This is a genomic window from Chryseobacterium sp. T16E-39 (genome assembly GCF_002216065.1).
In the GTDB taxonomy this organism is placed as follows: domain Bacteria; phylum Bacteroidota; class Bacteroidia; order Flavobacteriales; family Weeksellaceae; genus Chryseobacterium.
Genome location: NZ_CP022282.1, coordinates 3167129 through 3190701 on the forward strand (window position 1 = coordinate 3167129; position 23573 = coordinate 3190701).

The 23573-nt window shown below is 35.3% G+C and carries 23 protein-coding genes; 5 read left to right on the forward strand and 18 right to left on the reverse strand.

What is annotated here, in order from left to right; translation table 11 throughout:
- The first annotated feature begins 2 nt into the window (after window positions 1–2).
- Together CEY12_RS14260 and CEY12_RS14265 are read left to right on the forward strand one after the other, a co-directional pair.
- A complete protein-coding gene (locus CEY12_RS14260) occupies window positions 3–896 on the forward strand; it encodes a DMT family transporter (protein ID WP_089028316.1) in 894 nt (297 codons plus the stop codon).
- Window positions 897–997: 101 nt separating this feature from the next.
- Entirely contained in the window at window positions 998–1450 is a 453-nt protein-coding gene (locus CEY12_RS14265; RefSeq protein ID WP_089028317.1) for a cupin domain-containing protein, read from the forward strand.
- Between the two features lie 119 nt (window positions 1451–1569).
- Here CEY12_RS14265 and CEY12_RS14270 read toward each other — a convergent pair whose 3' ends face one another.
- From CEY12_RS14270 to CEY12_RS14305, 8 genes are all read right to left on the reverse strand, one after another.
- A complete protein-coding gene (locus CEY12_RS14270) occupies window positions 1570–2151 on the reverse strand; it encodes a Crp/Fnr family transcriptional regulator (RefSeq protein WP_157676827.1) in 582 nt (193 codons plus the stop codon).
- A 118-nt stretch (window positions 2152–2269) separates the two neighbouring features.
- Complete coding sequence (locus tag CEY12_RS14275; RefSeq protein ID WP_089029887.1) at window positions 2270–3649, reverse strand: tetratricopeptide repeat protein; 1380 nt, start codon at window positions 3647–3649, stop codon at window positions 2270–2272.
- 209 nt (window positions 3650–3858) lie between these two features.
- Window positions 3859–4830 carry a zinc-binding alcohol dehydrogenase family protein gene (locus CEY12_RS14280; RefSeq protein WP_089028319.1) on the reverse strand — a complete coding sequence of 324 codons (972 nt, stop codon included), beginning with the start codon at window positions 4828–4830 and terminating at the stop codon, window positions 3859–3861.
- A gap of 62 nt (window positions 4831–4892) precedes the next feature.
- On the reverse strand, window positions 4893–5480 hold the full coding sequence (locus tag CEY12_RS14285) for a Crp/Fnr family transcriptional regulator (RefSeq protein ID WP_089028320.1): 588 nt from the start codon (window positions 5478–5480) through the stop codon (window positions 4893–4895).
- A 52-nt stretch (window positions 5481–5532) separates the two neighbouring features.
- Window positions 5533–6915, reverse strand: coding sequence for a phosphoglucosamine mutase (glmM, locus tag CEY12_RS14290; RefSeq protein ID WP_089028321.1), 1383 nt, complete (start codon window positions 6913–6915; stop codon window positions 5533–5535).
- A gap of 241 nt (window positions 6916–7156) precedes the next feature.
- A complete protein-coding gene (gene feoB / locus CEY12_RS14295; RefSeq protein WP_089028322.1) occupies window positions 7157–9190 on the reverse strand; it encodes a ferrous iron transport protein B in 2034 nt (677 codons plus the stop codon).
- Window positions 9190–9462: a ferrous iron transport protein A gene (locus CEY12_RS14300; protein ID WP_089028323.1), complete on the reverse strand. Its 273-nt coding sequence runs from the start codon at window positions 9460–9462 to the stop codon at window positions 9190–9192. Before CEY12_RS14300 ends, feoB begins: the two co-directional genes overlap by 1 nt.
- A 116-nt stretch (window positions 9463–9578) precedes the next feature.
- Window positions 9579–10484: a GLPGLI family protein gene (locus CEY12_RS14305; protein WP_089028324.1), complete on the reverse strand. Its 906-nt coding sequence runs from the start codon at window positions 10482–10484 to the stop codon at window positions 9579–9581.
- Window positions 10485–10712: 228 nt separating this feature from the next.
- Here CEY12_RS14305 and CEY12_RS14310 point away from each other — a divergent pair, with 228 nt between their 5' ends.
- Window positions 10713–11207, forward strand: a complete 495-nt coding sequence (locus CEY12_RS14310; RefSeq protein ID WP_089028325.1) for a DinB family protein — start codon at window positions 10713–10715, stop codon at window positions 11205–11207.
- A gap of 57 nt (window positions 11208–11264) precedes the next feature.
- Here the strand turns inward: CEY12_RS14310 and CEY12_RS14315 are convergent, their stop codons facing one another.
- Window positions 11265–13949 carry a carboxypeptidase-like regulatory domain-containing protein gene (locus CEY12_RS14315; RefSeq protein WP_089029888.1) on the reverse strand — a complete coding sequence of 895 codons (2685 nt, stop codon included), beginning with the start codon at window positions 13947–13949 and terminating at the stop codon, window positions 11265–11267.
- Between the two features lie 335 nt (window positions 13950–14284).
- Between CEY12_RS14315 and CEY12_RS14320 the strand changes: the two genes are divergently transcribed.
- The gene (locus CEY12_RS14320) at window positions 14285–15166 is read left to right on the forward strand and encodes a cupin-like domain-containing protein (RefSeq protein ID WP_089028326.1); all 882 of its coding nucleotides are present in this window, start codon (window positions 14285–14287) and stop codon (window positions 15164–15166) included.
- 339 nt (window positions 15167–15505) lie between these two features.
- Entirely contained in the window at window positions 15506–16387 is an 882-nt protein-coding gene (locus tag CEY12_RS14325) for a cupin-like domain-containing protein (RefSeq protein ID WP_089028327.1), read from the forward strand.
- A gap of 32 nt (window positions 16388–16419) precedes the next feature.
- Here CEY12_RS14325 and CEY12_RS14330 read toward each other — a convergent pair whose 3' ends face one another.
- The 9 genes from CEY12_RS14330 to CEY12_RS14370 form a co-directional block, all read right to left on the reverse strand.
- Window positions 16420–18144, reverse strand: a complete 1725-nt coding sequence (locus tag CEY12_RS14330; RefSeq protein ID WP_089028328.1) for a hypothetical protein — start codon at window positions 18142–18144, stop codon at window positions 16420–16422.
- Between the two features lie 163 nt (window positions 18145–18307).
- The gene (locus CEY12_RS14335; protein WP_089028329.1) at window positions 18308–19045 is read right to left on the reverse strand and encodes a metallophosphoesterase family protein; all 738 of its coding nucleotides are present in this window, start codon (window positions 19043–19045) and stop codon (window positions 18308–18310) included.
- A gap of 2 nt (window positions 19046–19047) precedes the next feature.
- Window positions 19048–19590, reverse strand: a complete 543-nt coding sequence (locus CEY12_RS14340; RefSeq protein ID WP_089028330.1) for an RNA 2'-phosphotransferase — start codon at window positions 19588–19590, stop codon at window positions 19048–19050.
- A 6-nt stretch (window positions 19591–19596) separates the two neighbouring features.
- Complete coding sequence (locus CEY12_RS14345) at window positions 19597–20538, reverse strand: ADP-ribosylglycohydrolase family protein (protein ID WP_089028331.1); 942 nt, start codon at window positions 20536–20538, stop codon at window positions 19597–19599.
- Complete coding sequence (locus CEY12_RS14350) at window positions 20538–21224, reverse strand: SIR2 family NAD-dependent protein deacylase (protein ID WP_089028332.1); 687 nt, start codon at window positions 21222–21224, stop codon at window positions 20538–20540. Before CEY12_RS14350 ends, CEY12_RS14345 begins: the two co-directional genes overlap by 1 nt.
- Window positions 21221–21742 (reverse strand): O-acetyl-ADP-ribose deacetylase, encoded by a 522-nt coding sequence (locus tag CEY12_RS14355; RefSeq protein WP_089028333.1) that lies wholly within the window; start codon window positions 21740–21742, stop codon window positions 21221–21223. Before CEY12_RS14355 ends, CEY12_RS14350 begins: the two co-directional genes overlap by 4 nt.
- Window positions 21726–22373 (reverse strand): DUF4291 domain-containing protein, encoded by a 648-nt coding sequence (locus CEY12_RS14360; protein WP_089028334.1) that lies wholly within the window; start codon window positions 22371–22373, stop codon window positions 21726–21728. The genes CEY12_RS14355 and CEY12_RS14360 overlap by 17 nt, the downstream gene beginning before the upstream one ends.
- The gene (locus CEY12_RS14365) at window positions 22370–23185 is read right to left on the reverse strand and encodes a TIGR02452 family protein (RefSeq protein WP_089028335.1); all 816 of its coding nucleotides are present in this window, start codon (window positions 23183–23185) and stop codon (window positions 22370–22372) included. Before CEY12_RS14365 ends, CEY12_RS14360 begins: the two co-directional genes overlap by 4 nt.
- Window positions 23175–23561 (reverse strand): ADP-ribosylation/crystallin J1, encoded by a 387-nt coding sequence (locus CEY12_RS14370; RefSeq protein ID WP_089028336.1) that lies wholly within the window; start codon window positions 23559–23561, stop codon window positions 23175–23177. The genes CEY12_RS14365 and CEY12_RS14370 overlap by 11 nt, the downstream gene beginning before the upstream one ends.
- Window positions 23562–23573 lie beyond the last annotated feature (12 nt).

Genomic DNA, 23573 nt, shown 5'->3' on the forward strand with positions numbered 1-23573 from the left:
TAATGAAAGCAGACAAAGAAAAATGGATCCTCCTACTTGTGCTCAGCCTCATTTGGGGATCTTCTTTTATTTTAATTAAAAAATCTTTAGAGCACTTTAATCCTTTTCAGGTCGGTGCATTGAGGGTACTTATAGCCGGAATTATCTTGTTTCCGGTAGCGATTTCAAAGCACAAACTATTTCCAAGAAAACATATCAAATGGCTTATTCTGGCTGCTATCACGGGAAATTTCATTCCTATGTTTCTTTTTCCTATTGCAGAAACAGAGGTAAGCAGTAGTATTGCTGGTATTATTAACTCTATGATGCCTATTTTTGTAATTATTGTAGGTGCTTTAATCTGGAAGTTCGAAACCACAAAACAACAGATCATTGGCGTATGTATAAGCTTTACGGGCGTATGTATCCTGGCTTTTGGAGGGGGCGACAGTGCTAATTTCAAACTGATCCCTATTTTACTTCTTCTCTTAGCGACTTTGTGTTATGCAATAAGTACGACGACTGTAAAGTCCAAACTTATGGGATTGTCTTCCGTAATTTTGTCGGCATTTATATTCTCTTTTGTTTTGTTTTTTCCATCCATCGTTGCATTGGCACTAACCGGATTTTTCTCAGAATTTAGTTTTTCCGAGGACAATATGATGGGGCTTCTTTTTGTAGGTTTATTATCCATATTCGGAACAGGGCTGGCGATGACCATGAACTACCGCTTACTGAAAGTTTCTTCACCCCTCTTTGCGTCGACGGTAACATTATTGATGCCTATCGTTGCCATTATCTGGGGTATTTTAGATGGCGAAAAATTGACGGCCTTACAATTTATAGGTGCAGCAATTATTATTGGAGGATTGATCTTCTTAAGAACCAAGCCTGCCACAAAAAAAATAGAAGCATAATATATTTTCCTCCATTTTTTTCTCCATTCTTATTACTTAACAATTATCAAGTCGAATCTAAGGTTTACTGCATTTCTTTGTTGTCACAAAATTTAAAACAAATGAAAAAACAGTATTGGCTTTTCGGCGCTAAGGTGAGCGTTTTGGAGCACGGAGAAAATACGGAATCACGATTTGACTGGATAGAAGGTAACTTTTCTGTGGGCTCACAGTCTCCTCTGCATGTACATACCAAGTATTCTGAAACATTTTATGTCCTGGATGGAGAGGCTCTGGTAGTAACCCCCGGAGTAGAGAAAATATTAAAATCCGGAGACAGCTATTTTATTGCAGCAAATACCCCACATGCTATTATAAACACTTCCAGTGATCAAGAGCTTAAGGCATTGGTAGTAGCCTCTCCAAGTGGCTTTGCAAAACTTATTCATTCTGCGGGTATTGAAGTCGTGGATGGTGAACTTACACAACAAAAGCCTCATGATATGAAGTTGGTAGAAGAACTGCTCGTAGAAATCGGAGATGAAATTTTAGGTCCTCCGGGAGCACGTCCTTAATAATACTATAAGTCATATCTGTAACCTTAATTAGATCATAAGGCATTACAGATATGGCTTCTGTATGAAACACCACCTATTATCAAAAGATAGAAACCCTATCTTGAAATCCAGGCTGATTATTCTTTTTTATGATGCTGAGACCTGATTCTGCTCAGGGACTCGGGAGTGATCGATAAGTAAGATGCAATATCCATTTGCATGACATAAAGAGCAACTTCAGGTTGTTTTTTTAGCAGAAGCTGGTATTTTTCCCTGGCACTTCCTGCCAGATAATTATTTCGGATGTTGACCATCTCGGTCATCGAAAGATATGCAATGTGATCGATTAGCGGTTTAAGATAGGGTAAATTCTTATAGAGAGTAAAAAGCGATTCTTTATCAATTACACTTAACTCCGTATCTGTTGCGGCCTGCAATCCCTGAAGGGTAGGTACATTACCGTACATACTGTAAAGAAATCCCATAAACTGATTTCCTTCCATAAAGAAATAAACCAGCTCATCACCCCCTTCATCTGAAATAGTAATTTTTAGAATCCCTTCATGCATAAAATAAAGCTTCCTGCTTAACGTTCCTGCTTTTGACAACCACTCTCCCCTCTTAAATGTTACCGGTTCAAATGCTGCTAAAATCATCTGTGCATCAGCCTCACTTATCTCACCATAATCACGAAGGTACTCGATCAGATTCCTTTTCATTTTTATTTCAATTGATTTTGATTGAACTGTATGCATCCATTTTATAAGATAAAAAAGCCGGTTTCACAAATTGTGAAACCGGGTTCTTATTTCAATGATCATTTAGTATAATGATGCGTTAGTTTTTTTTCTTCACTTTAGCCTTAACCTTTTTCACCTCATCTTTTATAAAAGGATATTTTTTCTGCATATCCTGTACAAGGGTTGGGTCTAATTCTAATGCCTGTTTAAGTGATTCAATTCCTTTTTCCTGTTCTCTGAGGTTAAAGTAACAGTTGCTCAGCTGATAATACAATTCTGCTCTGTTGTGATTTTCTATCGCTTTATATAAAATCGTAACCGCTTCTTCATATTCACCCAAAAGCATCAATACTTCTGAGTATGCATACCAATTGTAAAATCTTGAAGCTTCCGATGCTACTAATTTTTTCAAACAAGCAAGACTTTCTTCAAACTTCCCTGAATCAATGAACAAAAACGCCAGCCTTTTCTGATAATCCAGATTGCTGTCATTCAGATGGGTTGCTTCTTTTGCAAAATGCAGTGCTTCTGCCATTCCCCCCATTTCTTCATACAAATATGACTGCTCCATCATAGAAAGATAGAACTGAGGATCTTCTCTCAATGATTTCTGAAAAGAGTTTAATGCTACAATTGGCTGTTTCAAAGCTTTATAACACAACCCGATTTTATAGAAAGTGAATGCTTTGGTGTATTCCAACTCGAGCATTTCCTCATATACCTCGATTGCTTTTTTATATTGTCCTAACGCTTCGTAACAAGCTGCTTTATTTGCATATACTCCCACAGAAGATGAGTTGATCGCCAAAAGGTAATCAAACCCCTTGATCGCTTCCTCATAATTCTTTCTGTTGAAATAGAACTGTCCGTATTCATACCAAGCGGTTTCAGAATAGGAAAATTCATCTAAATATTCATTCAAAAAGGCAATTGCCTCCTCACTCTTTTTCAGATCGTTAAAGCAGATCATACAGTTTTCCAACGAATATTCATCCGTTGGGTCTTCTTTCAATGCTTTTCTGTAATGTTTCAGAGCGTTGAAAGGGTCTCCTAAATTCACATATTCATCCGCAATAAAGTTGTGAAGGAAGTTTTCTTCTTCTTTCAATTCTAATGCTTTCTTACAAATTTCAATGGATCTTCTAGGGTTTCCCAGGTTCGAATAATACTTGGCGTAGCAAACTAAAAAGTCCGTGTGCTCCATAGATGAAGCCTTCAACTCGTCTATTAGCTCTTTTGCCGTATTATAATCCTCCCATTCCAGCAGAACTTCAAGTTTTTTAATCTTGATATCCAGTGAATTGGGATGAAGCTTTAGGCCATAATTAACAGCATTATCTGCATAGTTAAAATCGCCCAGCTCCAGATAATAAACAATAATGTCTTCCAGTTCTTCTGTATCGAAATAGAATTCATCATTGTTCTCAATCATTTCTTCGAACTTTTTTACAAGTTCATTACCAAAATATTCTTCCAATATAGTGTCTCCTCCGTCAGCCAATGCCCGAATTTTCTTGCGAACCTCGGCAAACTTATTTTAATTAATATACTACTTCTGAATTAGTTATTCAAAATTACTGCAAATTTGCGACTTTTTTTTGAATAATGTTTTCGTAATTTTCTATCCTAAAGATAGTAAAAAGAAGAATATAATAAAAGAATTGTGGATAAAAAGAGGTATTCACATTAAATTAACACGACTAATCTTTTTCTGTTAGGAATTTCATAATGCCAAATCCGTTCAATGTCTTTTAAATCAACATCTTCCGTTTCTATTTTTAGTTTTCCATCTGCAGCCGCCTGAAACATTTGGGGAATAATTTCTGTAAGCAATATCCTGAATTCTTCAGGAGTCCAGCTTCCTAATCCTGATCCTGAAATCTGAATATCGGTTCCTCTCAGGATTTGTGATGACAGCTGGATGGTATCACCACTCATTCCGCCCACTGAAACCAGTCTTGTTTTATGGGAAAAATTTCCATCTCCCTTTATAGCGGATAAAAGAAGTTCAATGGAATGCCCCCAAATGTAATCGAGTACAACATCAATAGGTGTTTCAGCATGGATCTCTTTTATTTTTTGTTTAAAATCTGCATCTTCAAGTTTCAGAGAGATAACCTCATCTGCTCCCAATTCATAAAGGGACTTTAAAGCTTCCTCATTCCGTCCGGTAGCGATGACTCTTTTAGCACCAAACAATTTGGCCACCTGAATGGCAATCTTACCGGTTATTCCGGTTGCCCCATTGATCAGGACGGTCTCTCCTTCTTTTAACTGGGTTTTAAACCTCAACCCCATTGCAGAGCCCATTACCGCATTAGGTAAAGCTGCCGCTATGGAAAAATCCAATCCCTCAGGAATGGGAACGATCATTTTTTTATCTGCAACGGCTATTTCAGAGACTGTCCCTTTTTTACTGAAAAAATAAGCCTTCGAACCATCTTCCAGTAATCCTGCCCCGTCACTTCCTATAATTGTTGGCTGATGTTCTTCATTTACTGTAGAATAATGTTTTCCACTGGCTCTTGCCCTGTCAAGATGTTTTATAGATGCTGCTTTTACATAGATCAACTGCTCATCTTCGTTGGTAATTTCAGGTTCCTGAAAATCTGCATATTGGGGAATTCCTCCTTTTTCAAATACGACTGCTGCTTTCATTCTATTTAAATTTTTATACAAAATTATGTCGAAAGCAATTCGTGCTGCAATAACATTTGTTATCAGTTGGATTCTTTATTTTCTTTTAAGATCTTGCTTTTGATCCTACTGAGATGTACGGTTGTAATTCCAAGGTAAGAGGCAATATAATGCTGGGGAACTCTTTTAATGATTTCCGGTTTTTCTTTGGTAAGGCTGAGATATCGCTGCTGGGGACTGTCTTTAATAAAAGAGAAGAAGTGTTTCATATAATCGAAAGTCCTCTCAAACACCGAATCCATAAATTGGTTTCTTAATTGAGGGTCCTCATACACTTCGGCCAGAATTTTATCAACAGTCGGCTTATCTATTTTCCATAAAATGCAGGGCTCTATCGTCTCGAAAGAAACCATACTTGGCAATCCTTTTCTAAAACTCTCCAAAGAAGAAAACATTGTATTCTCCATAAAAAACTGGAACGTAACATCTTTCCCATCATTGTTGTACCATGCTCTTGCGATTCCCTTTTCAATATAGTAGGCATGATGAGATACTTCACCTTCTTTCAGGAGTACTGTTTTTGCCGGAACCTCCATCCGCTCAAAGTCCTTCACAAACTCTGCACGTATTGCTTTCGGAAACGGAAATTTGTTTTTGAGATGCTCAAACATATTACTGCTATAAAAAAAGAACGGAACTCAATGCTCCGTTCTTTTTATTTTTTTAAATCAAACTATTTATTTTAGCGATGATCTGATCAGCCAACTGATCCGCTTCTTCCTGAGATTTAGCTTCAGTATATACTCTGATAATAGGTTCTGTATTTGATTTACGAAGATGAACCCAGTTGTTTTCAAAATCTATTTTCACCCCATCAATGGTAGAAACTTCTTCATTCTGATATTCTTTTTCCATTTTGGCTAAGATATCATCCACATTAATTTCCGGAGTCAGTTCAATTTTCTTTTTCCCCATAAAATAGCTTGGATAGCCAGCTCTCAATTCTGAAACCGTTTTATTTTCTTTTGCCAAATAAGTAAGGAAAAGTGCTACTCCTACTAAAGAATCTCTTCCATAATGAAGATCAGGATAAATAATTCCACCATTTCCTTCACCTCCAATAACGGCATTCTTTTCTTTCATCAAGGTAACCACATTCACTTCTCCTACAGCACTCGCAAAATACTCCGAGTTATGATTTTGAGCGATATCTCTCAAGGCACGGCTTGAAGAAAGATTTGATATTGCCACCCCATTTTTATGTTTTAAAAGATAATCCGCGATCGCAACCAATGTATATTCTTCACCAAACATTTCTCCTTTTTCATCGATCAAAGCCAATCTGTCTACATCAGGATCTACAACCACTCCAAAATCTGCCTTTTCTTTTTTTACCAGTTCGCAGATATCACCTAAATGTTCTTTTAATGGTTCCGGGTTGTGTGGAAAATGTCCATTAGGCTCACAATATAATTTTACCGTTTCACATCCTAATTTATCCAATAACATAGGGATTGCAATTCCTCCTGTAGAATTTACAGCATCTAAAACGACTTTGAAGTTTTTTGCTTTGATAGCCTCCACATCTACCATTGGTAAATCAAGAATCTGCTGGATATGAATATCAAAAGCATCATCTCTTGTTTCATATTTTCCTAAATCATCTACTTCCGCAAAGTTGAAATCTTCTCTTTCAGCGATAGCCAGCATCTCTGCGCCATTCTCTCCACTGATGAATTCTCCTTTCTCATTCAATAATTTAAGGGCATTCCACTGCTTTGGATTGTGAGAAGCTGTAAGAATAATTCCTCCATCTGCTTTTAGCTCAGGCACCATAATCTCAACAGTAGGTGTCGTGGAAAGCCCAAGATCAACCACATTGATCCCTAACCCCTGAAGAGTTGCTGTAACTAAAGAAGAAACCATTCCACCAGAAATTCTGGCATCTCTTCCTATAACAAGCGTTAAATCTTTTTTGTTTTTATTATTCTGAAGCCAAGTTCCGAATGCTGAAGCAAATTTTACCACATCGAGTGGCGTTAAGTTATCATTTACTTTTCCTCCGATCGTTCCCCGGATTCCTGAAATACTTTTTATTAATGACATTGTAGGTCTTTTGTAAGTTTAAATTCTATTTATATTTTGCGTAAGGCTGAGCAAAATTAGAAATTATTTACATCATTTGTGTCACAAATTTATGAACAACCACAATCTTTGTCGCAGCCACCTCCTTTGGAGTTGAATTTTTTAGGTGCAAAATTCTTTCTCAGTACTCTAAATAAAGAGTAACAAGCGAATCCTACGATAAGAAATACGATAACGTATTGAAAAATTAATGAAGAGTTCATTATTTTAGAATTTGATAGATAAACATCGACACAAAGTATGCCAAACCTGTCATCATGACTACCTGAAAGCCTGTCCATTTTAGGCTTTTGGTCTCTCTGTAAACTACTGCCAGTGTGGAAACACACTGCATTGCAAATGCATAAAATAAAAGTATGGATATCCCGGTTGCAAAATTAAACACTTTTTCACCATTTGGCTTTACGTCGTGTCTCATTTTGTCAATTACTTTTACTTCAGGAGCATCATCACTCAAACTATATAAAGTAGACATTGTGCCTACGAAAACTTCTCTTGCCACAAAGCTTGTAATAATTCCTACCCCCATTTTCCAGTCGTATCCCAATGGAGCAATTGCAGGCTCGATTGCCTTACCCATCTTTGCGAGATAGGAGTGATCAAGCTTAACATCCGTTGCAACCATTTCGTTGGTTTTTTGTGATGGACCAAAATAACTAAGGACCCAGATGATAATACTTACAATGAAAATTATTTTTCCTGCTCCTGTAATAAAGTCCCAGACCTTACCGAGAACCATTTTAAAATCGTATCCGAATAACGGTTTTTTATAGGTGGGTAAATCCATCACAAGGTATGTTTTACCTTTATCCTTAATAAATCTTTTTAAGATTGCAGCTGAGAATAAAGCCACCAGGAAACCTAATAAATACATTCCCATTAATACCAGTGCTTTATATTTTATTCCCAGGAAGCTGTGGTCTGAAATCACTAGCCCAATAACAATACTATAGACAGGAAGTCTGGCAGAACATGTCATAAAAGGTGTTACTAAAATCGTTAGCAACCTTTCTTTTACATTTTCGATATTACGTGTTGAGATCACTGCCGGAATCGCACAGGCCGTTCCTGAAACCAATGGAACAATACTTTTTCCATTTAATCCAAAAGGCCTTAAAAACCGGTCCATCAGGAAAATTACTCTTGCCATATATCCTGAATCCTCAAGTAAATATAAGAAGTACAACAAGATTCCAATTTGTGGAGCAAAAACCATGATTCCTCCTAAACCTGGAATAATTCCGTTGGAAACTAATGAATTAAGAGGTCCTTCAGGAAGATGTTCGCCAGTGAAGGCTGAAAGCCATGAGAAGAAACTTTCGATCCAGTTCATTGGGTATTCTGCAAGAAAGAAAACGCTTTGGAATATGATCAGTAAGATGAGCATAAAAATAATATATCCCCAAAATTTATGTACTAAAACCTTATCCAGCTTTTCTGTCAACAATTCTTTGAATTGTGGTTTTTTAGTAATTACATTGGCTAAGATCTTATCAACATTCTGGTACCTTCTTACTGTTTCCTGAACCTGCAGTCTTTTAGGAACCAGACTTTTAGCATCCGGTCCATTCAATATGTCGTGTACAGATTCTATTTTGCTAAGCTCGGTTCCGGAAGATATGCTCATCCATGCTTTATAATCACTGTCCAGACCTTTGTGAGCGGCAATTTTTGCAATAAAATCCTTATGTTCATTCGGGACCTCGAAAGAAGCCCTATCTGTTTTTTGAAAATCACTGTTAAAAACAGCTTCTCTTATTTCATCTATTCCAATCTGTTCTTTAGCGTTGGTTTGAATAATTTTAATATTCAATGAATTTGAGAATTGCTGGATATCAATATTAATTCCACGTCTCTCCGCCTGGTCGATCTGGTTAACCACTAAAATAAGAGGAACACCTAAGTCCTGGATTTGTTGGAATAAAAGAAGACCTCTTTTTAAGCTTAATGCTTCAAGAATATAGACTACCCCAGCATAGTTTTGCTGTTCATCGATCAGAAATTTAGAAAAAATAGCTTCGTCCTCAGAGCTTGGATATATACTGTAAGAGCCGGGCAAATCTACCACCTCAACCTCTTCATCCTTATAGCTATAATTCCCCGAATAGCTTGCAACGGTAACACCAGCATAGTTTCCCGTCTTCTGCTTTTTATTACAGAGTGTATTGAAAACTGTGGATTTCCCTACATTCGGATTTCCAACTAAAAGTACCTGTTTTTTCTTATTTTCCTGCATTAATCCAATTCTTGTACAATAATATAATCTCCTTCTTCTTCTCTAAGAGCAATACGGCTTTTTTCATCCCCAAACTCCACATACATAGGACCATTAAACGGAGCCTGATACAAAATCCTGAAAACAGTTTCGGGTAGAAGACCCATTTCTATGATTTTGTTCGGCATCTTTAGATGATCATTATCATAACCCAATATTTTCCCCATTTTGTTCTTAGGGAAACTGCTTAATTTATGTAAATCCTTCTCTTTCAAAGCCTGCTTTTTGTACATGCAAATGTACGCTATTTAAATTTAATCTAAATAACCTCTTCCTTAAAAAAAATAAACCCAAATGCATTAAAACATTTGGGTTCATTTGATAAAATATAATTTAGTTAATTGAATGTCTATTTTTTCTTTTTCTCTGTTGCCTGTACCTTTTCAATTGGATTATCATTGGCATTAAAGAATTCTTTGTATTGCTTTTCCTGTTTCTTCATCATATCTCCTATCGTTCCATCCATCCCTGGTATTGTCTTGGAAAGCATTTCCTGAGTCATCATCGGTCTCATGGTTGCAAAAGGGTCTTTCTTAAAATCATTGTATGTCTTTTCAAACTTTTCTCTTGTCAGTTCATTGACCTTTCCTCCTTTCGCCTGCATTATATTTTCAACATACGAGTATTCGGTATAATCTTTTACTTTCTTGTTTCCCTGAAGTACCCAAGAATAATCTTTTGCGTCGTCTTCTATTTTTACGATCAAACCTGGAAGACCAGAGAATTTATAGGGTCCATCCTGAAAAGGCAGATCAGTAGTGAACCATGCTGTCCATTTTCTTCCTCCGAATTCTGTTGTTGCTTTTTGTGTATTATAGGCTCCGATCTTCTGTTTGTCTGTCAGAATATTCCAGTTGAATTTCGGTTCTTCGTTATATCCAATATTGCTGGGTGTGAATCCACTTGCAATTTTATCTACATACTGAACTCTCATGCTTGGGTAAAATTTGTATACTCTTGCAGAGATCTTAGGTTGTCTGATTGTTTTAGAGAGATCTTTCATTACCCCTGCCTTCTGCATTGCTTCAATCTCCACTTTCAGGATAGAATCCTGAGCAATAATTGTATAATCCTGATAAATAGATCTGTTTTTATCTGTAATGTCCAAAATGGTGATTACTTTTTCTATTTTCGTAGAGTCCTTTTTAGGTTTAAAAGTAAGCTCATAAAAGAAACGGTTCGCAGTTTCTTTAGATTCCTGAGCATTTGCAAGCGCAAAAAGAGCAATTAAGAATACTGAAAGCAGCTTTTTCATTGTAATAATGTTTACTTATTAGTTACTATTTCATCAAAAATGTTACAGCTTATTTTAATTTATTTTCTAAACCCCTCATTTTAATTCATTTGAAAAATTCAAAATAGGATCAGATTCGAATAAAGCCTGTTTCGGATTTTACTTATTGATTTTTAAAGATTATTATTCTGTTAAAACATTAATCACTATAAAAAGTTTAACTTTAAATACCTAAAAACAAAAATTAATATGGACACATTAGCTCAATTAAAATCTGAACTCGATAGCGAGTACCAAACAACCAGGAAATTTTTCGATATCTACCCGGATAACAAAAATGAGTATGCTCCCCATGAAAAGAGCATGAAAATGAAGTCACTCGCCAATCATCTTGCAGATGTTTTTGAATGGCCTAACACAATGCTAACAACTTCTGAACTGGACTTCGGTACAGCCCAACAACCGACATTGTCTTCAACAAAAGATGAACTCCTGAAAAAGCTGGATGAGAACTATAAATCCGGTATTGATGCATTGGAAAACGCTAAAGAAGAAGATTTGAATTCTACGTGGGCCTTGAAACATAACGGTCATGAATTGGCAAAATGGACCAAGTATGCTTCAATCCGCCATAGTTTAAATCAGATCACCCATCACAGAGCACAATTAGGTGTATATTACAGACTCAATGACCTTCCTTTACCTGGAAGCTATGGCCCGTCCGCAGATGTACAGAGTTTTTAAAACATTATAATAAAAAAGCCAATCTCTGGAGATTGGCTTTTCTGTTTATGCTATTTATTATTTGAAGTTGAATTTTACAGTAAACATAACCTGGCTTGGGCGAAGCTGATACCTTGTATATTTAATATCTGTTGTGCTGATATCATAGGTTTCAAATACTTTTTTATTGGCAATATTCATCCATTTCAATTCAAAATCAATTTTCTTTTTAGCCCAGGTAAATTGATATGATACATCATAGAATCCGTTATGGTACTTTTGATTAACTGCATTTGTATTCACCTGGTCCCAATTGAATCCAATCGTATGGTTTTCTATAGGATAGAAGAAAAGTCCCAGGTTATGCGTAAATCCTGTTCTCGTCGCATTAGAATTTACATTCCCAACACTGGTTTGTTTCGTTCTGGAAATGCTTGCATTATAATCTACACTCATCCAGCTGAAATAGGTGTTATTGAATTTAATTCCATATGATTGACTGGTGTTCTTGTTTGTAAAAGATTTATTATCCAGGAATGCATCTGATTTCACTGTATTATTGCTGTAAGTAAGGGAAGCATTTGTCTTAAATTTTGGAAAATATTTTCCAACCTCTAAATTGTATCCATTATTTAAAACGTGATTATCCTGTTCTTTATAATTCATTACTACATATCCAGCACCTTTAATTGTTGGATTGGAAATCAGGTTTCTTTTCGCATCAGAATATCTGTAATTAATATTAAAGAATAGATTATTCAATGGGTTTCTATATTCAATTCTTGTTCCTGCAGATTTATTATTATTTTGAGGAATAGGATTATTGGCATCCATTGCACCAATTCCGTTTGGTGAAGTCATCAAAAACCCGGAATAAGCAGTATTGATTTCCCCAAAATTATTATTAATATTTGCATTTACCGATGCCTTCCAGAAAGAAGCAAACGTATATTGTGCAAAAATACTTGGTTCAAAAGTAACTTTATTCACTGTTTTTGAAACATTTCTCAGTGGGTCTTCAGCTTTAATATTATTGGAGTTTACCGGAAAGTTGGCATAAAGCATCCAGGAATCATTCTTGTAGTTTATCCCTAAACTTCCATAAGGTGTTGCCGTAGTATACTTCAAATCATTACTGTAAGCAGAAGGATCAGAAGCCGGGTCAGTTACTATATTAGATAAATCTGACACTAAGTCTGTTGTTTTAAAATTAAATCCTACCTCCGGAGTAAAGGTCCAACCTTTCGTTGAAAACCCAATATTGGCAGAATGGTTTGCCTCAAAGGTTTTAAGTCTTAAATTTTGTCTGACAAAATCTTTATTGGGGATCACTTCAAATCCCGGAACGTCTAAATAAGATGTTGGAGAAACTTCCAAAGTTTGTCTATCCGTCTGATAGCTAAGGAAAGATAAAACATTAACCATTTTTTCTTTCCAAGGAATAATCGTACTTAATGAGTTTTGGAATGATGTAGTTGGAGATTCTATTCCTTCATTTGCGTGTCTTTGCTTACCGCTATCAACATCTGTTCTATCTACAAGACCTCTGTCTGCGTTCCAATATTGAGAAAAGCTTGTTGTATTTTTAAAGAATCCCTTTTTAGCATTTTTGGTAAAAATCAACTCACCTTTAGCTTTATCAGTATAAAATTTATTAAGAATATTGGTTATATTAGAACCGATTCCTCCAAAATAATCCTGTCTGCTATAAGCCTCTCTCTCCACTGCATTATTGGTATAATTAGCATTGGCTTTAAGCTCCCATTCTTTTTTCTTGTCAATGTTCGTCAAATAGTTTGCTGACACATAATGAACACTATTCATTAAGTACCTTTTTACAGGTAAATTAGGAGTACTCGCATTTTCAACATTCAGCCAGTCATTTTGGGAAGCATTAATTCTTTTTCCTTCAAATCTACTTCCGAAAGCTAAAATATTCCCTTCGCTTTCCACTTGTTCCCCCATGTTATTGGTTTTATAATTAACCACCCATTGGCTTTTTTGTCCAAAGAACATTGGGGTTAATTTTACATTCCAAAGCCATGGATCTCCAAAACCTGTTCCTACTTCTCCTCTTCCGGTCATGGTAACAGCGTTTTTCAGTTTAATATTAATCGCAGCCTGGTCAGAAGGAACTTTATCCTGAAGTATTTTTACGGGCTGGTGATTTTCAAGAACCTCAACTTTCTGTACGGCATCTTTTGGAAGCGAGTTATTGATGGTTCCATATCCGCCTTCCATGAGATCTTTCCCATTTACATAGAATTTGTTAATGGCATTTCCCTGGTAAAGGATGGTTCCATCCGTATTTACTTCAATCCCCGGGATCTTTTTCATCACATCCGCCAGCGTCCTATCACTTTTACTGTCAAAAGCTTTGAGGTCATAGGCAATGGTATCTCCTCTGGCAGTGATCATTTTAGTTTTCAGCTTCACTTCCTTGATCTCTGTTGCTTCAGATTCCATTTTAAAGCTTAAGGTCTGATCGCTGTTGCTTATCTGTTTGGTTAAAGGTCTCTGATTAAATGCCTTTACTTTCAAATCTACGTTTGACTCTGCACTTGTAAAAGTTACTTTATATTCCCCTTTTGAGTTGGTAATTCCATATGCTAAAATTGCATCTTTTCCAGGCTCTTCAATAGTTACACTCGCACTTGGAATAGGAACACCATCTTCGTCTGTGATTTTCCCAGTCACTGACTTCTGTGCATAAGTAAGCACCGAAAGAAAAATCATCAGAAATAAAGTAATATTCTTTTTCATAATTCTTGTTATTTGCTTAATTAGTTTGTGTTGTATGTTTTTTGTTACACCTCTATAGAGATGCATTTCAGCCGAATAAGTTAAACCCTTGTGTTTCACTATGTTTTTAGTGATATTTTTTTTCAAAAATTTTCTCTCTTTTTAATCATCATTTTTATCTTATCCTTTTTCTTCCTATGTATTGCTAAATTATTTTCTTTTTTCCATCAACCTGTTGATTAGTATTTTTTTATTTTGACTAAATAAAAGTGCTATAAATATAATAGATTAATAAAATCTTAAATTTTTTATTGTAAATATGCAATTCATAATTTTGTAACATAAATTTTATAAAAATGGGAGTCACTTTAAAGCCAATTGATATTGTAGACGACATCACAAAAGAAGAATTTTTTGAAAAATACCTAAAGCCGAGAAGGCCTGTCGTTATTAAAAATATGGCAAAAAAATGGCCTGCCTACCAAAAATGGACGATGGATTATATAAAGGAAACAGTAGGAGATGTAGAAGTTCCCTTATATGACAGTTCAAAGGCTGATCCTTCAGCTCCCATCAATACTCCTACTACCAAAATGAAATTTGGAGATTATATAGATCTTATTCAAAGAGAACCAACTGACCTGAGGATTTTCTTTTTTGACCCTATTAAATATGCGAATAGATTATTAGAGGATTATATTTCTCCAAAAGATCTCATGGGTGGCTTTCTTGATAAATATCCTTCTATGTTTTTTGGGGGAAAAGGTTCTGTTACTTTCCTGCACTATGATATAGATCTTCCGCATATTTTCCATACCCATTTCAATGGGAGAAAGCATGTCATTTTGTTTGAAAATAAATGGAAAGAGAGGCTGTATAAAATTCCTTATACTACGTATGCTCTGGAAGATTATGATATTGAAAATCCTGATTTTGAAAAGTTCCCTGCCTTAAATGGTATTGAAGGAATTGAATGCTTTCTCGAACATGGAGACACTTTATTTATGCCTACAGGATGGTGGCATTGGATGAAATACCTCGATGGAAGTTTCTCTCTTTCTTTGAGAGCCTGGGACAAATCATGGGCGGTGAAAGCCCATTCTATCTGGAATCTTACCGTTCAACGTAAATTTGACGATATTATGAAAGTCAATTTCAAGAAAAGATATATGGACTGGAAAGAAAAAAGAGCTGTTAAAATAGCTGAAAGTGCATTAAAAAGAGGGCTTCCCAAATAAAAATATTAAAAAAACACTAAACGTATGGTTCCAAACAACTATACGTTTTTTTTTTGCTAAATTTCATCTTAATCTTTGATTCCCGGTAAAATTTCCAAGAGCTTGTAAATTCTTATTAACGCTGGACAATAAATGATATCATTGTTCCACTTTCTCTATTTCCCGTTTCACTTATTTTTGATATATTCCTTCTATTATTGTTCAGCTATAGTATTAGATAAATCTGCTTCCATTATGCCTGAACATCGAAAACATTGATTAGAATCATAGATTAAAAAAAACTTAAACCCGGCATCATATTTATTTATTTAATAATTTTGTAACATAAAATTTATAATAATGGGAGTAATTCTAAAACCTATAGATATTGTAGACGACATTACTAAAGAAGAATTCTTTGAAAAATATCTAAGACCCAGAAAGCCGGTTGTCATTAAGAATATGGCAAGAAAATGGCCCGCCTATCAAAAATGGACGATGGAATATGTAAAAGAAGTAGTAGGAGATGTTATTGTTCCTTTATATGACAGTGCCAAAGCTGATCCGGCTGCTCCGATTAATGCACCAACAACGGAAATGAAGTTTGGAGACTATATAGATCTTATCCAAAGAGAGCCTACCGATCTGAGGATCTTCTTTTTCGATCCTATTAAACGGGCAAACAAACTATTAGAAGATTATATTTCTCCCAAAGAACTTATGGGAGGATTTCTTGATAAATATCCCTCTATGTTTTTCGGAGGTAAAGGCTCTGTTACTTTCCTGCATTTTGATATTGATTTAGCTCATATCTTCCATACTCATTTCAATGGAAGAAAACATGTCCTTCTTTTTGATTATAAATGGAAAGACAGATTGTATAAATTACCATACGCAACCTATGCTCTGGAAGATTATGATATTGAAAACCCTGATTTCAAAAACTTTCCGGCATTAGATGGTGTAGAAGGGATTGAATGCTTTCTTGAACATGGTGACACTCTATTTATGCCTACCGGATGGTGGCATTGGATGAAATACCTTGATGGAAGTTTCTCAATTTCATTAAGAGCCTGGGATAAATCCTGGGCTGTAAAAGCAAATTCACTGTGGAATCTTACTGTTCAAAGGAATTTTGATAACTTCATGAAAGGTCGTTTCAAGAAAAGATATATGGATTGGAAAGAGAAAAAAGCGGTTGAAAGAGCTAATTATGCTTTAAAAAGAGGATTACCAAAATAAACAAAGGCGTTTCAGATGAAACGCCTTTGTTTTTATAAGATCCTGTAAACAGGGTATTGCCTGAAGGTCTTTTCTTCAAAATAAGGAGAATGCCTGTAAACCCAGTCCAGCTGTGCTGCTCCATCCTCTGCAAATTTTTTATCCGATAATTTTTTATTGTCAAGTTCCTTTCTCAGCCCCATATCCTTCTTCAACAATTCCGCAGCAGTATCTTCAAATATATACGCTGAGAAATATTCTTTTTGTGCTAAAATACCATCAAAAAAATTCCAGTTAAAGAAAGAATCCAAAGCCTCCGGTTCCAAAGTTTCTATAATATACTTAACCCCGGGCTGTTGGGTTGAAACGATATAATCTCCTGAAGAAAAAGTAATTTTTTTGTTTGATTTATCTACGGTCGTTTCATAATGAAGATAATGTCCTTCATATGGATTCTTAACCGTTTTGAAATCACTGATCTTATAAGACTCTACCGTTATCGTACTATCTTTCTGAATAGATCTCATTGCAATTTTATTTCTCTTCAATTCTTCAATAACCCTGTATTGAGATTGTGGGATCACATAGTATTTAGGAATTGTAATATATCCTGTGGGTACCGCCGTTGTAAAAAGTTTTATCTTTTTTGTAAAAGGACTGTTTCTGTCATAATATAATCTTGGTTTCCCTGAAATTTCACTTGGTTTATACTTTCCTTCATACCCTTTAAAATCCATCGTAGAAAACTTTGTAGAATCTATCTTCCATCGAATTCCATATTCTTTTCCTGCCTGATATTGTTTTAAGTTTTCGATACGGTAATCTTTAATTCTTTTATAATCTTTATCCAGATTCTGAAGGTTGACAAGCATATATTTATAAGTTGCATCTACCCGCTTATCGTAAGGCTTCAGCATATGGGTTTCCGGAACTGTTCCTAATGAATTAAATAAAGAGGTATAGCCTGTAGAATACCGGGGAGAGTCTTCAAAAGCAGCAAATCCAATTTCAGGAACATCTCCATGAATATTAACGTAAGGCGTGCTTTCATAACCCAGCTTTTTCAAATCTTCAAGGTTTTTTGCCTGGTAATCATTATAAAAATAATTCCCTAAAACATTTCCTAAACGTTCTTTAAAGGTTGATATATAGGTAAAGGTATACTGATAATCAGCTCCATTACTTACGTGATTATCGATAAAAACATCTGGTTGTAACCATTGGTAAATTTCCTGAAAGCTTCTGGCATTTTTAGAATCTGACTTGATAAAGTCCCTGTTAAGGTCATAGTTTCTGGCATTTCCCCTAAACCCGTACTGCTCCGGACCATTTTGATTGGCTCTGGAATAAGAACCTCTGTTAAGCATTCCGCTGACATTATAAGCAGAAATAGCGGCAACTATGAAATTCTGCGGCGCTTTAATCTTTTTTGTTGCCAAATCTCGCATCAGCATCATCGTGGCATCAATTCCATCCGGCTCACCTGGGTGGATTCCGTTATTCACAAAGAGCACTGCTTTATCTTTTCTCAGTTTTTCAATATTTTTTTCAGAAAATGGGTTATAGATAACTACATAGATGGGTTTTCCATTATCATCTTCTCCTTTCTTCAGGTATTGAATACTCGGAAATTTTGAGGCAAGATCCTGATAATAGCTATTCATTTCATCATAGGTCGTGGTCTGGTTGCCATTTCCTTTTTCAAAAGGAGTCTGATACAACTGTTGTGAAAAAAATAAAGAAGAACTTAGAAATAATAGAAAAGGTATAAGTTTCATGGAGTAAAATTTCAGTTCCTAAATTTACTGAATTTATTCTTTGGTGTTACCGGGGGAATTGGGTGTTTTTCGTTAATTTCAAATACATGTTTAGTATAAAAGAATGTTATTTATACGTGATGATAAAACCTTTGCTTCTAAAAAATATCTGTGTTTTTAGGGACTAACGATCACTATTTCTACCCATTTCATCAGGATATAAGGCAGGAAGCGGATCACTCTGCCAGAATTCTTTGGTATCAACATCCATGATGGATAAAGCTCCCGTATAAGCGGCACCGGTATCCAGATTCCAGATATTTGCGTTATTTAACGGTTCATTACTTCCCAGATCAATTGTAGGGGTATGACCGATGAAAATTTCTTTATATAGAAGTAATCTTTTAGGATATAACTCTGAACTTTTTTTCAGCTTTTTATCCATTGAAACAGCAGTTTCCCAAAGCGTCCTATCCCATCTGTAATTACTGGAGTAGACTTCTTTTTCAGGACCATGCATAGAAGAATATCCCGCGTGAATGAATAACCTGTTTTCATCATCTACATAATAGTTTTTCATCCGCTGAAAAAATTCTAAATGTTTTTCCTGTTCATCCGGAGAATATCCTTCATAACTTTCAATCGTTTTTTGTCCTCCGTTAAAAAGCCATACGTTAGGAGTATCTCCTCCGGAAAGCCAGTCTTCACACCAGGCATCATGGTTTCCCTTGATAAAAATGCAGTCTTGTTTTTTAGAAAGTTCTATTAAAAAGGTAATGATCTGAGAGGATTCACTCCATCCGTCTACATAATCTCCAAGAAAAATCAACTGATCATCAGCTGTTACTTTTGAGCGTTCTATGATCTGTGTCAAGGCTTTAAAGCCTCCATGAATATCTCCTATTACTAACTTTCTTTTCATTTTTACTTTGAAATATATTTTGCATCAACAAAATCCGTCAGCCATACTCCGTTATTGGAGAGATAAAACTGAATTCCCTCCTCAAACATTTTGCCTGTCCGGATTGTTAAAATTACAGGTTTTCCATGACGCATTCCTACTTTTGTAGCAGTATCTTTATCTGCACTCAAATGAACGTGTTGTCTGCTTCTTTTCTCAATTCCCTTTTCTGTAATAGATCCAATATTGGCTTCCGCCGTTCCATGATAAAGGAATTGGGGTGGCTGCTGAGGAGTTAATGCCAGATCGATATCAATGGAATGTCCCTGGTTTGCCCTTATCTTCGTTTTATCTTCATTAAAGGCAAATCTTTTTTTATTGTTTGTCTCAACGATTTCATTTAATTCTTCTGATGTAAAATACATCCTTTTGTTAGCAGATTTTGTGATCAGTTCTTCCACATCTGCCCAACCATTTTCATCCAATTCCAGATGGATGGTCTCCGGTTGGTGTCTGAGAATCAAGCTCAAAAATTTGCTGATCCTTTTATTTTCTATTTCGTTCATGATTTTTTATTTTACTAATTTACTTTCTAATTTGATACAGAGATTTTCAATATCGTTTTTTCTTACCAGTTCTGAAATCCATTTTTCCGGAATATTTTCAAAACCATAATAAATTCCTGCAATACCACCGGTTATAGCAGCAGTGGTATCGGTGTCTTCTCCCAAATTGACAGCTTTCAATACCGCTTCAGAATAGCTCTCCGAGTTCATAAAACACCAAAAAGATGCTTCCAAGCTGTGAAGAACATATCCACTACTTTTAATTTCATCTTCAGCATAATTTGAAATATTATTCTTTAAAATTCTCTCAAAAAGTTCAACTTCTTTTGAATTAAACCCGCGAGTTTCCACATACTCTAAAATCGTTTTTTGCATAATTTGATATGCTTCCTTTTTATTTTTCCCTTTTATTAATTGAATAGCAAAGGTTACATAAATAAAACACGAAAAGACAGAACGAAAGTGCCCATGAGTAATTGCTGAGACCTCTTTTATTACTTGATATAATATTTTTTCATCTTCTTCATCTTTAAGATAAAAAGCTAAAGGAAGAATTCTCATCAATGAGCCATTGCCATTATCTTCTTCAAAAATATTCCCTGAGAATTTAGCACTTTCTCCCTTGATTAATCTGGCAATTGCGTGCCTTGTGGTTCCTCCAATGTCAAAAAGTCTTCCATGAGCAGTCCAATGTCCATACTTATTCCACTTGACAAAACTTTGAGCTATTCTTTCTAAATCATAACCATTCGAAAGTTCTTCTGCGAGACATAATGTTAATGAACTATCATCACTCCAAGTACCTCTGGGTTGATTCCAAGACATATATTCTAAATATCCAACAACAGGAGATTTCATTAAATCTTCCCTTTTCTTAAATTCCACAGGAACTCCTAAAGCATCTCCAATGCAAACTCCAAAAATTCCTCCTTTTACTGAATCTTTCATTACGCCATATTTACCAGCTTATCAAACAATAATTTCATCCCTTTTGTTGCGTTTTCTTTCATTACCACTGCTCTTTTCCCATATCCGAATTCTGTTTCATTAGGATTAATAACGATCAAAAGACAGTCATCTTTAATTTCATGAATCAGACCTGCTGCGGGATATACCTGCAAAGAAGTCCCGATAACAATTAATATATCCGCGTCTTTTACCTTTTCTCTTGCTACACTATACAATGGGACATCTTCTCCAAACCAAACAATAAATGGTCTTAATTGAGCTCCATCTCCCGCTTTATCACCAAGGTTAATATCATCCTTTTGTTCATAGATAAGACTTTTGTCATTACAGGAACAGGACTTAAACAATTCCCCATGAATATGTAAAATATTAGTGGAACCTGCTCTCTCATGCAAATCATCTATATTTTGAGTAATGATTTGTACATCAAAATACTTTTCAAGCTCAGCTAATAAATGGTGAGCTTCATTAGGATGAACTTCATGAAGCTGGCGACGCCTTTGATTGTAAAACTCTAGTACCAGAGCTCTGTCTTTTCTCCAGCCTTCAGGACTTGCCACATCTGTTACATTATGATTTTCCCAGAGACCATCTCCGTCTCTGAATGTTTTTATTCCACTTTCCGCACTAATTCCTGCGCCGCTTAATATGGTTAGTTTTTTCATTGTTTTTCGTTTAATAGTGTCCTGTAAATTGCTTCATTTTCCTCATCAAAACAAACAAAAATGATTTTCTCAATATTTTGAGTCTGGAAATTCTGAACTTCCTGAACAGCAATTTTTGCAGCTAATTCCTTAGGGAAATGATAAATTCCTGTACTGATATTTGGAAAAGCTATGCTTTTCACACCGAGATTCTCTGCAAGTTTTAAAGAGTTTCTATAACAACTGGCTAAAAGTCTTGATCCTTTTTCTTCATCATTATTCCACACAGGACCGACTGTATGAATAACGTATGTTGCATCAAGATTTCCAGCAGAAGTTACAACGGCTTCCCCTGTATTACATTTCCCCTGCCTATTTCTGATCTCAATACATTCATCCAATATCTGTTTTCCACCTGCACGATGAATTGCACCATCTACACCACCTCCTCCAAGTAAGGAAGAATTAGCTGCATTCACAATCACATCAGCATGTATTTTTGTGATATCTCCTTTTACTAATTCAATAATTGCTTGCATCAAGTTTCAGTTTTTTATTCAGATTATAATCTTCAAATATCAGAGACTTTTCATTAGGAATGATTAAGTTTTCCAAATCATTATTTAAAACAAATTGATGTTGCTCCTTCACAAAATCAGAAATATCTTCGATCAGAAGAATATCCTCTTTAGCAAATGAATGAATAAAGTTATTTCTTAATCCGATTTGTATCGCCCGTCTTTCTATTTTATTTCCAAACGGGTCATGATCAGGATCCCATTGTAAACGTACAGAGGATTCGCTAATTTGATTTTTCCATTCTTCTTCGGATACTTCCAGACTTTTATCATATGAAGAATAAACTGCATTTTCCAGATATCTTTTAAATGCTTCCATTTTGAGATGAATTGCCAAAACACATTCTTGTCCCTCTTTCGATCCCCATCCGTTTCGGTACATCATCCAAAGAAAATTAGGTTTAATCCACGTCATTCTTTCTAAACTGAATTCCCCTCCAAAATATTGATTTCTAACGGCAAATTTGCCGATCTCTTTTCGATAAGATTGATAAACTACAATTTCTTCTTCATCATATTGCGCCATGATGTAATATCCTTTCTGAGGCCACTCCTTTAATTGTTCTTTATATTTTTTTAATTTGAGTTTCATTTGATTTCTTCAAATAGTTTCATCACTTCTTCGTTTTTAGTTAGTACAGCAAAAACAATTCTTTTAAACTTATTCTTATATTTCTCTTGCAAATGCTTCCTAAATAACCCTGCTATATCTTTTGGATCATTCCTAAAAACACCACAACCCCAAGCTCCTAAAATTAGAGTTTCATTCCCTTTATTTAAAGCTAAAGCAAACATTTTATCCATTCTTACATCCATTGCAGGTAGAATTTGATTTGCCTTTTCTGGTTCTTGTCTTTTGACTACTCCAGCATTTACTGCCGCAGAAGTGATGAAATTACACAGAACTGGTTGCTCTAACAATTCCCCTTTATCTTTTCTAAAAACTGGAATATTTGGGCTATAAATCATACTATCCGTATAAAAGCACGACTTCATTCCACGATGTGTTTTATAAAAATTTTCTGCTTCAAGTTGACTAACATAAAGAGCTGAAGTTCTTGCCAGACTTTCTTCTTGAGCTTCTGCTCCACTTATAAATCCACCACCTGGATTTTTAGCAGAGGCAAAATTTAAGCACATTAGACGTCCTTGATTTTCTTCTTGAGCCAATTGTAAAATGGCTTTTAATGAGCTACAGTTCCAAACTTCAATTTGAGTTTTAAAATTATTCTTATTTTCTAGGTCTTCGGCTAATGTTGAAAGTTCTTCGGAGCTAAATAAAACAGTTCCTTTTTTACAACTTTCAATCTTAAAATTTAAATCTACTTTTTCCCTTTCAGGACTTATATAATATTTCTTGGCCAAGATCTCTAATGTATCTTTAGCCATCCCTTTATTTGTCATTCCTTTTTATTCTTAATTCTGATATCAAGCCTTCTATTTCCGTATTCTCAGATTGCTTAAAATCATCTCCCACAAATACTTTTATAACATTAATCTTTCCAATAATAGCTTGATTAAATTCACTTAATTTTTCAGCTGGCACCCATAGTTCATTATGATTTTTTGCCCCAACATTCTCTGCGGGATATTTACTTACTTCATCTTCTTTAACTTCAAATTGTGTTACGAATCCAAGATAATTTCCAGACTGATCTCTTGTATTCCACTTTTCGGCAATTTCTGAAGCATAATCTTTGTCAAGCACTGGATAGAAAATGGGTTGCCATTCTAATCTTGGAGGAAAATTTTTATAATCACTTTCAATGATTAATATCATTTCCTTTTCTCC

Coding starts and splice junctions, on each gene's coding strand:
- CEY12_RS14260 (WP_089028316.1), top strand. CDS start 3: ATGAAAGCAGACAAAGAAAAATGGATCCTCCTACTTGTGCTCAGCCTC.
- CEY12_RS14265 (WP_089028317.1), top strand. CDS start 998: ATGAAAAAACAGTATTGGCTTTTCGGCGCTAAGGTGAGCGTTTTGGAG.
- CEY12_RS14270 (WP_157676827.1), bottom strand. CDS start 2,151: ATGAAAAGGAATCTGATCGAGTACCTTCGTGATTATGGTGAGATAAGT.
- CEY12_RS14280 (WP_089028319.1), bottom strand. CDS start 4,830: ATGAAAGCAGCAGTCGTATTTGAAAAAGGAGGAATTCCCCAATATGCA.
- CEY12_RS14285 (WP_089028320.1), bottom strand. CDS start 5,480: ATGTTTGAGCATCTCAAAAACAAATTTCCGTTTCCGAAAGCAATACGT.
- glmM (WP_089028321.1), bottom strand. CDS start 6,915: ATGTCATTAATAAAAAGTATTTCAGGAATCCGGGGAACGATCGGAGGA.
- feoB (WP_089028322.1), bottom strand. CDS start 9,190: ATGCAGGAAAATAAGAAAAAACAGGTACTTTTAGTTGGAAATCCGAAT.
- CEY12_RS14300 (WP_089028323.1), bottom strand. CDS start 9,462: ATGTACAAAAAGCAGGCTTTGAAAGAGAAGGATTTACATAAATTAAGC.
- CEY12_RS14305 (WP_089028324.1), bottom strand. CDS start 10,484: ATGAAAAAGCTGCTTTCAGTATTCTTAATTGCTCTTTTTGCGCTTGCA.
- CEY12_RS14310 (WP_089028325.1), top strand. CDS start 10,713: ATGGACACATTAGCTCAATTAAAATCTGAACTCGATAGCGAGTACCAA.
- CEY12_RS14315 (WP_089029888.1), bottom strand. CDS start 13,949: ATGAAAAAGAATATTACTTTATTTCTGATGATTTTTCTTTCGGTGCTT.
- CEY12_RS14320 (WP_089028326.1), top strand. CDS start 14,285: ATGGGAGTCACTTTAAAGCCAATTGATATTGTAGACGACATCACAAAA.
- CEY12_RS14325 (WP_089028327.1), top strand. CDS start 15,506: ATGGGAGTAATTCTAAAACCTATAGATATTGTAGACGACATTACTAAA.
- CEY12_RS14330 (WP_089028328.1), bottom strand. CDS start 18,144: ATGAAACTTATACCTTTTCTATTATTTCTAAGTTCTTCTTTATTTTTT.
- CEY12_RS14335 (WP_089028329.1), bottom strand. CDS start 19,045: ATGAAAAGAAAGTTAGTAATAGGAGATATTCATGGAGGCTTTAAAGCC.
- CEY12_RS14340 (WP_089028330.1), bottom strand. CDS start 19,590: ATGAACGAAATAGAAAATAAAAGGATCAGCAAATTTTTGAGCTTGATT.
- CEY12_RS14345 (WP_089028331.1), bottom strand. CDS start 20,538: ATGAAAGATTCAGTAAAAGGAGGAATTTTTGGAGTTTGCATTGGAGAT.
- CEY12_RS14350 (WP_089028332.1), bottom strand. CDS start 21,224: ATGAAAAAACTAACCATATTAAGCGGCGCAGGAATTAGTGCGGAAAGT.
- CEY12_RS14355 (WP_089028333.1), bottom strand. CDS start 21,742: ATGCAAGCAATTATTGAATTAGTAAAAGGAGATATCACAAAAATACAT.
- CEY12_RS14360 (WP_089028334.1), bottom strand. CDS start 22,373: ATGAAACTCAAATTAAAAAAATATAAAGAACAATTAAAGGAGTGGCCT.
- CEY12_RS14365 (WP_089028335.1), bottom strand. CDS start 23,185: ATGACAAATAAAGGGATGGCTAAAGATACATTAGAGATCTTGGCCAAG.
- CEY12_RS14370 (WP_089028336.1), bottom strand. CDS start 23,561: ATGATATTAATCATTGAAAGTGATTATAAAAATTTTCCTCCAAGATTA.